The following is an 11,434-nucleotide window of genomic DNA, read 5'->3' as shown; positions in this document are numbered from 1 at the left end:
CCAGCTGGAGAAAACGGGCAAAAGGTACATGCTCAGATGTTGTCAATGGGGAACATGGGGCGCATGATGCGCTTGAAGGGAATCAGACGGGTGTCCTGCGGGGTGGCACCGTCGGTGAGGGACATCACGCACAGGGCACCGGCAGCTTTGAGCTCTGGATGGATATAACCCTGTTTGACTACGATGATGTCAAAGTTCTTCCAGTCCACGCCGCAGGCATCCAACTGGTGCTCCTCCACAAAGGAGTGGTTGTTGTCGGTGATCGTTAGTACCAGCGGGGTGCCCTCTACAGCAACGGTCACCAGCGGGCCATAGCTGCCGTCCTCGCCGTACATGTGGGTGCCCTCCTGTATGCCTTTGTATAGTACCCGCAGAGTCAGCGGAACTGGAGCCGACAGCGAATCAAAACCCATGCCGACAGAAGCATTCGTTACGGTGTCAATGGGCAGGCTGAGCAGGGCGTGGCAGAGTTTTGCATCATGGATGGCAGCAAACAGCACCTTTTTGTGCAGATCCGGCACAGCCAGCACCTGACGCAGGATAAAGGTGTTAGCGCCCTGAGCACCGCTGGTCACGTTGTCGCCGGAGTCGGTGATAAACGACGGTTTGTCCGGGCAGTTCAGCGCCATGCGCAGAGCTTCGTCCGGCTGGGCGGTAGTGCCGGTGTAGTGGAACTCATGGCGCTTGCCCCACACATAGGCGGCCAGCTCGTCGGCTTTCTGCTCGGCATAGGCATGGTCGGCTCCGGTGGCAGGGATCACCACCACGCCGCAGCCGGCCTCTGGGCAGTCATGCCGCAGGTAGCCCACATGCCAACTGGCGCTGAGGATGCGGGGATCTTTCTCCATCTCGTCCATGTACTGGTTGAAGGAACGCACCGGCTCGTCGGCAGAAACGCTCTGTTCTCCACCCAAAATCAGCGGCAGCTTGCGGTATACCGGTGTGATGTTCTGACGGTGGCGGATCAGTTCGATCAGGGCGCGGCAGGTGCGCTGTACGGTCTGGGCAATGTCGGTGTGGGGAGCCTCACGGTAACTGCGGATAAAGGTGGTGTTCTCCACATACTCTTTGGTCAGGTTGCCGTGCGGATCACAGGAGACCGCCAGTGGCAGGTAAGGACCCACGATCTGCCGGATGGCGGCCACCAAATGGTGCTCGCCGGAACCGATCTCTTCCACATAGCTGGCACCGTGCAGGTGCAGGTAGATACCGTCCAGATCCCGCAGGTTGTCGCGCACGGCATTCAGGATGGTCTGTTCAATATAATCAAAGCAGGTCTTTTTCATCACGCCGCTGCAGGCAGCGTCTGCACAGATCACGGGCACCAGTTCAATGCCTAGGTCATCGAATACGTCGCCCACCTGCATATGGCTCAGGGCGTCACGTCCGTAGGAAAGGGCCACGTTGGGCAGGTCGCACTTCATGTCTACATGCTCATTGGCTTCCAGCTGAAATTTTGCAACAAGGATCTTCATAAGGCAGTTCTCCTTTTTTATCAAATGTCGTCTACCGGGAACATGGGACGCATGATGCGCTTGAAGGGCAGGCGGCGGGTATCCTGCAAGGTAGCGCCGTCGGTCAGGGACATCACGCACAGCGCGCCCTGCTGGGTCGGTTCAGGAAAGGCGTAGCCGGTCTTGACGATCACCACATCGTAGTCCATCCAGTCCACCCCGGCGGCAAGGGTCTGATGCCGCTCTACAAAGGGATGGTTCGTGTCAGTGACGATGACATCAATGGGCAGGCCCTCTACCGACACGGTGGCACAGCCGCCAAAATCGCCATGTTCAGCAAACAAGACGGTGCCCTCTTGACGGCCCAGATGCTTCAGGGTTACAGTGAGCTGTACCGGCTCGGTCAGGGAATCCAGACCCATGCCAAGGGTCAGAGGCAGGGTGTCACCAACGGTATGACCGGCCAGCAGGGTATAGACGGCGGGGTCCTGAATGGCGGCAAACAGCACCCGCTTGCCCTGCAGGGCTTCGGGTTTAGCCAGCACCTGCCGCAGTACCCATGTGTTGGCACCCATGGCACCGCTGGTGGTGTTGTCGCCGGAGTCGGTGAGGAAGGCGGGCTTGCCGGTGCAGTGCAGTGCGGTCTGCAGGGCCTCGTCTGGTTCCTGAGTCAGGCCGGTATAGTGGAACTCATGGCGGCGGTCCCACACATAGGCGGCCAGCTCATCGGCCTTCTGCTCTGCATAGGGGCGGAACTCATTGGAAGAGGGAATCACCACGACACCGCAGCCGGCTACATCGGTGTCGTGGCGGATGTAGCCCACATGCCAGCTGGCGCTGAGGATGCGGTCATCCTTTTCCATCTCATCCATATACTGGTTGATGGAGCGCACCGGTTCGTCGGCGGAGACGCTCTGCTCACCGCCCAGAATTAGCGGCAGTTTGCGGTACACAGGAGTGATGCTGCGGCGGTGCTCCAACAGCTCCAACAGGTGGGAGCAGACAAAGCGGATGGTCTGCTCCACATCAGTGTGGGGGGACTCACGGTAGCTGCGGATGAGGGTGGTGCCTTCCACATATTCCTTGCACAGGTTACCGTGGGGATCGCATACCACAGCAATGGGCATGTAAGGGCCTACGATGCGGCGCACTTCCTTTAAGATATGGTGGTCGCCGGAGCCGATGCCCTCTACCTCACTGGCGCCGTGCAGGTGGAGGTAGATGCCATCCAGTTCGGAAAGATGCTCCTGCACAGTCTGCAGGATGGTGGACTCAATGTAATCAAAGGCGGTGCGCTTCATCACGCCGTTGGAAGCCGCATTGGCGTCCAGCGCTGGCACAAGGGTCACGTCAGGACGGTCAAACACGTCCCCCAGCTGCAGATGCGCAATGCAGCCCTGCCCGAAGTGCAGGCTGACATCATTTAGATTGCACTTTTTGGGGATGTTCTCATTGGCCTCCAGGATAAAGCGTGCAACAAGGATATGAAACATGCAAGATACCTCCTGTGTTGATCGAATTTGCAATGGAATAAGTATATAAGACATTATAATACAATATAAGACGATTTACAATAGGCTCTCGGGCAAAATTTGCCGATGAAATACTGGATTTTACCACACAATTGTGTTATGCTCATAGTAGATTATAGAATGTGTGCTTTTGGAGGAAAAACAATATGCTGGTGCCGGACAGCGCGACCCCGCTTTATCTGCAGCTGGAAGAGATCCTGCGGCAGGAGATCCTTTCCGGCAGCCGCCGGGAGGGCGACAAGCTCTCCACCGAGAATGAACTGGTGGAGCAATACAAGGTGAGCCGCATCACGGTGCGGCGTGCCGTGGAGGAACTGTGCGAGGAAGGGCTGGTGGTGCGTCACCCGGGCAAGGGCACTTTTGTGACCGGGGTGGTGATGCGCAACGACCTGAACGCGCCCCGCGGCTGGACCGAAAATGCCATTGCCAACGGGTACAGGCCCTCCACCGTGTGCACAGAGCTGGACATGGTGCCAAGCACTGAAGTGTGCCGCCTGTTTGAGGTGAAGCAGGGCGAGGAACGCTACTGCCGCGCCCGGCGGGTGCGTGCCCTGAACGGCAAGCCGGCGGTGTATGAGATCGATTACTTTCCGCCGCAGGATGCGGAATTTTTGACAAAAGAGCTGTTGAGCGGGTCGGTGTTCCGGCTGCTGCGGCAGTGGAGAAAGCTGCGAGTCATCCGGGAAAAGGAGACCATCATTCGGGTGCGGTACGCCGATGCAGAAACAGCGGCTGCGCTGGGGTTTGCTAAGGGGCGGCCTGTGGTATACACCCGCACCTGCTATCTGGACGGCAAAGACCGGGTGGTGCTGCTGAATGAGCAGTACATTGACAGCGAACGCTATATGATCCGCACCGGCGGGCACGAGCTGCGACTGGACGAAACGGAAGAGAACGGGTAAAGAAACTGGGAAAATGGTGTAAGAGGGGCCATGGGAGTCCCGGTGAGGAAATGCTATGAATGCAATCGAACGAAAACGCTATATTCTGGATGAATTGCAGCGCAACGGCAGTGTGGTGATCACCGACCTGGCAGAGCGTATTCAGGTGTCCTCCATGACCATCCGGCGGGATCTGAATGCGATGGCTGAGGATGGCATGGTTACGCTGGAACACGGCGGCGCAGTGCTGAACAGCGGCTCGCTGTTTGAATGCAGCATCAGCTTCAAAAATGAGATCAATGTGTCCGAAAAGCAGCGCATCGCGGCCAAGTGTATGGAGTACATCAACGAAGGCGATTCCGTTTTTCTGGATGCGGGCACCACGCCCAACGAGCTGGCTGCGCTGCTGCGCGGCAAACGCAACATCAGTGTACTGACCCACTCTCTGCTGGTAGCCAACACCACCGCTACCATGCGGAACATCAAGCTCATCATGTGTCCGGGCGAGTTCCGTGAGAACTCCATGGCTTTTCTGGGGCCGCTGACCGATGATTTCATCCAGCATTTTCAGATCGATACCTTGTTTCTCTCGCTGGAGGGCATCGATCTGACTGATGGCCTTTCGGTGGTGGATGTGCAGGATGGCCATACCAAAAAGGTGCTGGTGGAAAAAGCTAAGCGGGTGATCTGCATGGCCGACCACAGCAAATTCAACAAGTCGTTCTTCTACAAGATCGCCCCCATTACGGATGTGGATCTGGTGATCACGGACGATGGTCTGGATGCAGCTACGCAGGAGCTGTTCCGGCAGAACAATATCCCGTTGGTGCTGGCCTGAGAATAACTTGAAATTAAAAGTAACATAAAATAACAAAAAAGAATGAACTTTTCGGAGAAAATGTTATCTTTCACCGGAAAGCTCATTCTTTTTTGCGTAAACGAGTCGAAAATTTAGTGAAAATGATGCAAAACTCGATTTTTTGTTTGTTAAAAGCAACAAATAATAACATTTACGAACAAAATGTAACAAAAACTGATTGACTTTGACCCGGAGTGTGGTACAATGTAGAAAAGACGATGAATGGTTAAAACTCAACGAAATTCTGCGGGTTTTCGCTGCGGCCGAGCGGTGAATATATTTCACAGCTGTTCATCACATGAAGTGCAAAATGTGATATTTTGTAACATTTTACGGTACGAAAGGGAGGCATTTACTCATGGGCAAATATACAAAGATGTCCCAGCAAGTCCTGGAGAAGGTCGGCGGACTGAGCAACATCACCTTCGTTGAGCGCTGTGCAACACGGCTGCGCATCCATTACGCCAGCAAGTCCAAGGTGGATGTGGAAGCCATCAAGGGCATTGAACATGTCGTGGGCGTTGTGGACAAGACCGGCCAGGTGCAGATCATCATCGGACCGGAAGTCAACGATGCATTCAACGATTTCCTGGAGGTCTCCGGCTGGAAACCCACCGATGACCGCCCCACGGTCGTGGAGGAAGAGCCTGAAAAGAAGGGCTTTATGTACTGGGTCACGAAGTTCGGCAACTTCAGCGCAGCTGTCTTTATGCCGATCGTTCCCGCTCTGATCACCGGCGGCCTGATCCTTGCCATCAAGAACCTGCTGGTCAACTACCTTGGAATGAGCACCGACAGCGGCACCGCAAAGGTCTGCCTGGCTATCTTCAGCGCCGGCTTCTCCATGCTGCCCGTCTGGATCGGCTACACCATGGCCAACAAGCTCAAGATGGAGCCTATCATGGGCGCGTTCCTGGGCGCTGTCCTCGTCAGCAGCTCCATCAGCGGTGTTGAGGGTCTGGATTTCTTCGGCATCCCCATTCCCACCGTAGAATACACCTCCAGCGTGATGCCCATCGTCATGGGCATCATCCTGATGTACTGGGTGGATAAGCTGCTCAAGAAGATCATCCCTGAAATGGTGCGTTACTTCTTAAAGCCGCTGCTTACCATGTTGATCGTCGTTCCCATTACGCTGATCGTCCTCGGACCCATTGGCACCGAGCTCAGTGGTGTGGTCGGCAATGCTCTTCAGGCATTCTTTAGCGCAGCAAGTATTATTGCAACTCCTGTTTGCTCTGCTATCTATCCCTATCTGGTCATGCTGGGCCTGGATAAGGCCATCACCCCCATCATGGTGGAAGGCATCTCCAGCATCGGTTACGACCTGGTTGTTACGCCGATGGGCTTTATCTCCAACCTGGCAGTCGGCGGCAGCGCACTGGCTGTTGCCATGCACCTCAAGGATAAGGGCCGCAAGGGCATGATCGCTTCCTTCGGTGTTACCGCACTGTGCGGCGTTACCGAGCCTGCTTTCTACGGCTCCCTGATCATGCGTCCCCGTGTGCTGGTGGGCACTGCCATCGGCGCAGCGGCCGGCGGCCTGATCGCAGGCATCTTCCAGCTGAAGAACTACGTTGTGGGCGGCTGCCCGGGCTTCCTGGCCCTGCTGTTCTTCCTGCCTCCTGACGGTTCCATGGGCAACATGATCGTGGCGCTGGCCTCCGGCATCGTGGCCGTGGTCGTGGCGTTCATCGCCTGCACCGTCATCCTCAAAAAGGCATACAAAGAGGACGTCTGATCCCTGTTTAGACTTTTGACATTCACAGCCATAATTTCATCATAAAGCAAAGCACAAAAAGCCAAGCACATTGATGCCTGTCGCCGCTACGGCGGCGGGCATCAATGTGTGCTCAGGCTTCTTTTGAGAGGGAGGATCTGCTATGGGCAGAAAAGTTCTGGTGGCGCAGTTTGTGACCGAGTCCAACGCCAACATCCCCTACAAAACTGATCTGGAAAATTATGACCTGCGGTTTGGCGAGGACGCCATTTCTCAGATGAACATGGGCACCGTGTTCGCGGATGCCGGCATCGAAGTGGTACCCTCGGTCTATGCCAATGGCTTTTCGGGCGGTGTGGTCACCCGCAACGCCTTTGATTACATCGAGAACCGCCTGCTGAACGATATCCGCGCAAACCTCGGCACGCTGGACGGCATGTTCCTGCATCTGCACGGTGCCAGCGAGGTGGAGGACATCGGCTCCGGCGACCATCACATTTTGAAGGAAGTACGCAAGCTGGTGGGTCCGTATATGCCCATTGTAGTGGCCTGCGACCCCCACGGCAATCTGTGCAAGGAGTATGTGGACGGCACCACCGTGATCCGCAGCTACCGCGAGTCGCCCCACACCGACCTTGCCGACACGGTCAAGACCTGCTGCCGGTATCTGGTAGATCTGTTGGAGCACCGCCGCAACATCCGCCCCGCATACCGCAAGCTGCCGCTGATCCTGGGCGGCGAGCAGAGCGTCTCCGCCGATGAGCCGGTGCGCTCCATCAACCAGTACATGGACGAGATGGAGAAAGATCCCCGCATTCTCAGTGCCAGCTGGCATGTGGGCTACATCCGTCACGACACGGACGTAGCAGGCTGCGGCGTCGTGGTGGTGCCAAACTCCGAGGCTGATCAGGACTACGCCGAGCAGAAGGTTGACGAACTGGCCGCTTATGTGTGGGAGCGCCGCCATGAGTTCCACTACACCGGCCTGACGCAGGAACCGGAAGAGGCCATTCAGTCCGCGCTGAACTGCCCGGGCAAGCCGGTGTTCCTCACCGACTCCGGTGACAACACCACCAGCGGCTCTGTGGGTGCCAATACATGGGTGCTGCGGCAGGTCATGGCGTTGCCGGATACCAAGGGCAAGAACTTCTTGTTCGGCTGCATCACCGACCCGGCTGTAGTGGCACAGCTGGCCGATGTTCCGGAGGGCACAAAGACGCATATCCGTCTGGGCATGGATCTGGACGAGCTGTCCCGCCCGGTAGAGCTGGACGTGACCGTGAAGCACAATGGTCGTCTGGAAGGCTTTATGGGCTATGAGGGAGATTACGGTGCCTGCGTGCTGGTGTCGGTAGAGGGCTACCCCATTGATATCATCGTAGCCGAGGCGAGCCATGCTGTGGTGGAGCTGCATCAGTTCGAAGCAGCCGGTGCCCACTGCGCGGACTACGGCGTGGTGATCGTAAAACAGGGCTACATCTTCCCGGAGCTGAAGGAGCTTGGCGCGCTGTGCGTGATGTCCCTGACCGATGGCGCTACCCTGCAGGATACCCGCCGCCTGCCCTTCAAGCGCATCATGCGCCCCATGTTCCCGGTGGACGATATTTAAAAAACAAAACGAGAGCTTATCAAAGAAAGGACTTGTACAGTATGGAAAAGCAGAAATTTCTCTGGGGCAGTGCAACTGCCGCATATCAGTGTGAAGGCGCTTGGGATGAGGACGGCAAAGGTCTGGGCGAGTGGGATGTATTCTCCCACGGCAACCCGCTGAACCTGAACGGTGCCACCGGCGATGTCTCCTGTGACTTCTATCACCACTACAAAGAGGACATCGACATGATGGCTGCCGGCAAGCAGAACACCTACCGCTTCTCCATTGCATGGGACCGTATCCTGCCCAACGGCCGGGGTGAGGTGAACCCCAAGGGCATTGAGTTCTACAACAATGTGATCGACTACTGCCTGGAAAAGGGCATCGAGCCAAATGTCACCCTGTTCCACTACGATCTGCCCAATGTCCTTGCGGAAGAAGGCGGCTGGGAGAACCGCTCCATCGTGGACGACTTTGAAGCCTATGCCAAGGTCTGCTTTGAGGCCTTTGGCGACCGGGTCAAGCTGTGGAGCACCATCAACGAGCCCAAGTACTACGCCTACTGCACCAATATGGTGGGCAACTATCCCCCGAACCACAAGCTGGACTTTGACCGCTACTTTAAGCAGATGTACTACGAAGTGCTGGCCAGTGCCAAGACGGTGGCCCTGTACCACTCCATGGGTCTGAAGGGTCAGATCGGCATCGTGCACGACAGCAGCAACGTGGAGATCGCGCCGGGCACCAAAGAACCGGGAAAGGTCCGCCTGCTGGGCGACCTGTTCTATAACCGCCTGATCCTGGACACCTCCATCAAGGGCGAGCTGCCCGGCGAGCTGATCCCTCTGCTGCGGGAGAACGGCATTGAGAACGACTATATCAAGCTGGACGATGCCCTGATCTTTGCCAAGGGCAAGGTGGATTACATCGGCATGAACGTTTACAACCGCATGTACCTGACCGACTGGTCGGAGGGCGAGACCGAGGTGTTCCACAACAACCGCGGCGCAGGCTCCAAGGCCAAGGAGGGTATGCGCATCAAGGGCTGGTACGAGACCGCCATTGCCCCCGACACCAAGCGCAACCTCTGGGGCCGCGAGATCTACCCCAAGTGCATGTACAACACCCTGATGGAGATCCGGGAGCGCTACGGTGACATCCCGGTGTACATCACCGAGAACGGCCATGGCTGCTACGAGACCCCGGACGAGAACGGCTATGTGCAGGACGATGACCGCATCGAAATGATGCAGGGCTACATCGACTATATGCTTAAGGCCAAAAAAGAGGGCTGCAATGTGCTGGGCTACTATGCATGGTCTACCATGGATTTGTACAGCTGGGTCAATGGCTACGAAAAGCGCTACGGCTTTGTGCGTGTGGACTTTGACCATGACAACAAGCGTACCCCCAAAAAGAGCTATTACTGGTTCAAGAATTTGATCGAGGAATACCAGAAAACCGAAGAAGCGGGAGAGTAATATGAGAGCCACAGGAGACGGCTCCCCCAAAAAGCCGTGACGTATCCGCCATGGCGTGGATGTGGTGCTGGACTTCATTGCCGGCTGCGTCTCGCCGGTGATCCCGGTGCTACTGGTTCACTGGCGGCATGATATGGGCGAGCGACACCTTTGGTACATGGGCCGTAGGCCTGTACGCCATTATTACCCCGGGACTGTGTGCCTTGCTAGGGTATATCGACCCGGATGGCAGCCTGACCAATTTGTTGCTGACACTGAGTCCGGAACTGGTGCTGATATTCCATCTGGACTTTACTACCCTGCGGGAAGATACTTGGGTTAGTATGCTTCTGCTGGGGCACTGCATGGGCTGGTTTTTGCCAGTAACCATGCGGCTTTCGCCGCACCAGCGCATGAAAAAAGCGGCCTGTCCGGTTGCGGATTGATGGTGGAAACGGTACAATAAAAGGAGAAACAACAATGAAAATCTTGGTCGGCGAATTTATCACGGAGTCCAATGCGAACATCCCGCAGAAATGCGAGATCAGCAATTACAAGATGCTTTTTGGTGATGACTGCATTCAGGCACTGCATGTGGCCGATGTGTTTGAGCAGGCCGGTTTTGAACTGATCCCCTCGGTGGTGGCGGATGCCGGTGCTGCGGGCGTGATCAAAAAAGATACCTTTGATTACATCGAATCTTGCTTCGTGCGGACGGTCAAAGAGCACATCCACGAGATCGATGGTATGTTCCTGATGCTGCACGGTGCCAGCGAGGTGGAGGGCATTGGTTCCGGCGACCACCACATTCTGGCTGAGATCCGCAAGGTGGTAGGGCCGTACCTGCCCATCTTTGTGGTGTGTGACCCCCACGGCAATCTGTGCAAGGAATATGCCGAGGCCACCACTCTGATCCGCAGCTACCGCGAATCACCCCACACCGACAGCATTGCCACCATGCGCAAGGTAGCCGCCATGCTGTGCGACTTTATGAAAGACCGCCAGAACATCCACTCGGTATATCGCAAGCTGCCCCTGATCCTGGGCGGCGAGCAGAGCGTTTCCGGTGACGAGCCAGTGCGATCCATCAACGAGTATATGGACAAGCTGGAACAGGATCCCCATATCCGCAGTGTGAGCTGGCATGTGGGTTACATCCGCCATGACACGCCGGTGGCTGGCTGCGGCATCGTTGTGGTGCCCCAGACCGAAGCCGACCTGCCCTATGCAGAGGAAGCCGCCGACTGGCTGGCTGTCTACGTCTGGAGCAAACGCCGTGAGTTCCACTACACCGGCCTGACAGCTGCTCCAGACAAGGCTTTGCGGATGGCACTGGAGTTTGAGGGCAAGCCTGCTTTCATCACTGACTCTGGCGACAATGTAACCAGCGGTGCCACCGGCTGGAATACCTACATCCTGCGGCAGGTGTTGGTGGAGAAGGAACTGAAAAAGAAGATCCTGTTTGCCAACATCTGCGACCCCGTTGCCTACCAGAAGCTGGCGCAGCTGGAGATCGGCGCAAAGGCCTGCCTGCATCTGGGTGTGAATCACGATGAGATGTCCCACTCGGTGGAGCTGGATGTGACGGTGAAGGCAAAGGGCACTCTGCGCGGCTACCTGCACCATCCCCACGATGCCGTGTATGGCTATTCGGTGGCGGTGTCGGTGGACGGCCTGCCACTGGATATCAATGTGGCAAGTACCCGCCAGACCATGTGCGAAGAGCACCAGTTCGTGGGGGCTGGACTGGACTGGGACGCATACGATGTGATTGTGGTCAAGCAGGGCTATATCTTTCCGGAGCTGAAGGAAAAGGCTGCGTTCTCGGTCATGTCCCTGACGCAGGGAGCTACCCCGCAGGATACCCGGATCATTCCCTTCAAGCAGATCATGCGCCCCATGTACCCCATTGACAAAATCTGAAACCGGCCGCAGGC

Annotated in this window: 9 protein-coding genes; 7 read left to right on the top strand and 2 right to left on the bottom strand. The window is 56.6% G+C overall.

Annotated features, from left to right (window positions below):
- Window positions 1-32 precede the first annotated feature (32 nt).
- Window positions 33-1,475, bottom strand: coding sequence for a M81 family metallopeptidase (locus GKG36_RS05370; RefSeq protein ID WP_154256828.1), 1,443 nt, complete (start codon window positions 1,473-1,475; stop codon window positions 33-35).
- 20 nt (window positions 1,476-1,495) lie between these two features.
- Complete coding sequence (locus GKG36_RS05365; RefSeq protein ID WP_154256829.1) at window positions 1,496-2,947, bottom strand: M81 family metallopeptidase; 1,452 nt, start codon at window positions 2,945-2,947, stop codon at window positions 1,496-1,498.
- 185 nt (window positions 2,948-3,132) lie between these two features.
- Between GKG36_RS05365 and GKG36_RS05360 the strand changes: the two genes are divergently transcribed.
- From GKG36_RS05360 to GKG36_RS05330, 7 genes are all read left to right on the top strand, one after another.
- Window positions 3,133-3,888, top strand: a complete 756-nt coding sequence (locus GKG36_RS05360) for a GntR family transcriptional regulator (protein ID WP_154256830.1) — start codon at window positions 3,133-3,135, stop codon at window positions 3,886-3,888.
- A gap of 55 nt (window positions 3,889-3,943) precedes the next feature.
- Window positions 3,944-4,705: a DeoR/GlpR family DNA-binding transcription regulator gene (locus tag GKG36_RS05355; protein WP_154259578.1), complete on the top strand. Its 762-nt coding sequence runs from the start codon at window positions 3,944-3,946 to the stop codon at window positions 4,703-4,705.
- A gap of 379 nt (window positions 4,706-5,084) precedes the next feature.
- A complete protein-coding gene (locus GKG36_RS05350) occupies window positions 5,085-6,467 on the top strand; it encodes a PTS transporter subunit EIIC (RefSeq protein ID WP_154259576.1) in 1,383 nt (460 codons plus the stop codon).
- A 142-nt stretch (window positions 6,468-6,609) separates the two neighbouring features.
- Entirely contained in the window at window positions 6,610-8,055 is a 1,446-nt protein-coding gene (locus GKG36_RS05345) for a M81 family metallopeptidase (RefSeq protein WP_154256223.1), read from the top strand.
- A gap of 41 nt (window positions 8,056-8,096) precedes the next feature.
- Window positions 8,097-9,518, top strand: a complete 1,422-nt coding sequence (locus tag GKG36_RS05340; protein ID WP_005942538.1) for a glycoside hydrolase family 1 protein — start codon at window positions 8,097-8,099, stop codon at window positions 9,516-9,518.
- Window positions 9,519-9,646: 128 nt separating this feature from the next.
- Window positions 9,647-9,943: a hypothetical protein gene (locus GKG36_RS05335; RefSeq protein ID WP_005942541.1), complete on the top strand. Its 297-nt coding sequence runs from the start codon at window positions 9,647-9,649 to the stop codon at window positions 9,941-9,943.
- A 34-nt stretch (window positions 9,944-9,977) separates the two neighbouring features.
- Complete coding sequence (locus tag GKG36_RS05330) at window positions 9,978-11,420, top strand: M81 family metallopeptidase (protein ID WP_154259574.1); 1,443 nt, start codon at window positions 9,978-9,980, stop codon at window positions 11,418-11,420.
- Window positions 11,421-11,434: the final 14 nt, after the last annotated feature.

Source organism: Faecalibacterium sp. BIOML-A1, assembly GCF_009679715.1.
GTDB lineage: Bacteria > Bacillota > Clostridia > Oscillospirales > Ruminococcaceae > Faecalibacterium > Faecalibacterium taiwanense.
The sequence above is the reverse complement of the archived record's forward strand: the minus strand, read 5'-3'. Positions and strand labels throughout refer to the sequence as shown.

Bases quoted from the DNA above. Each gene is read 5' to 3' on its own strand.
- GKG36_RS05370 (WP_154256828.1), bottom strand. From the start codon at position 1,475: ATGAAGATCCTTGTTGCAAAATTTCAGCTGGAAGCCAATGAGCATGTA.
- GKG36_RS05365 (WP_154256829.1), bottom strand. From the start codon at position 2,947: ATGTTTCATATCCTTGTTGCACGCTTTATCCTGGAGGCCAATGAGAAC.
- GKG36_RS05360 (WP_154256830.1), top strand. From the start codon at position 3,133: ATGCTGGTGCCGGACAGCGCGACCCCGCTTTATCTGCAGCTGGAAGAG.
- GKG36_RS05355 (WP_154259578.1), top strand. From the start codon at position 3,944: ATGAATGCAATCGAACGAAAACGCTATATTCTGGATGAATTGCAGCGC.
- GKG36_RS05350 (WP_154259576.1), top strand. From the start codon at position 5,085: ATGGGCAAATATACAAAGATGTCCCAGCAAGTCCTGGAGAAGGTCGGC.
- GKG36_RS05345 (WP_154256223.1), top strand. From the start codon at position 6,610: ATGGGCAGAAAAGTTCTGGTGGCGCAGTTTGTGACCGAGTCCAACGCC.
- GKG36_RS05340 (WP_005942538.1), top strand. From the start codon at position 8,097: ATGGAAAAGCAGAAATTTCTCTGGGGCAGTGCAACTGCCGCATATCAG.
- GKG36_RS05335 (WP_005942541.1), top strand. From the start codon at position 9,647: ATGATATGGGCGAGCGACACCTTTGGTACATGGGCCGTAGGCCTGTAC.
- GKG36_RS05330 (WP_154259574.1), top strand. From the start codon at position 9,978: ATGAAAATCTTGGTCGGCGAATTTATCACGGAGTCCAATGCGAACATC.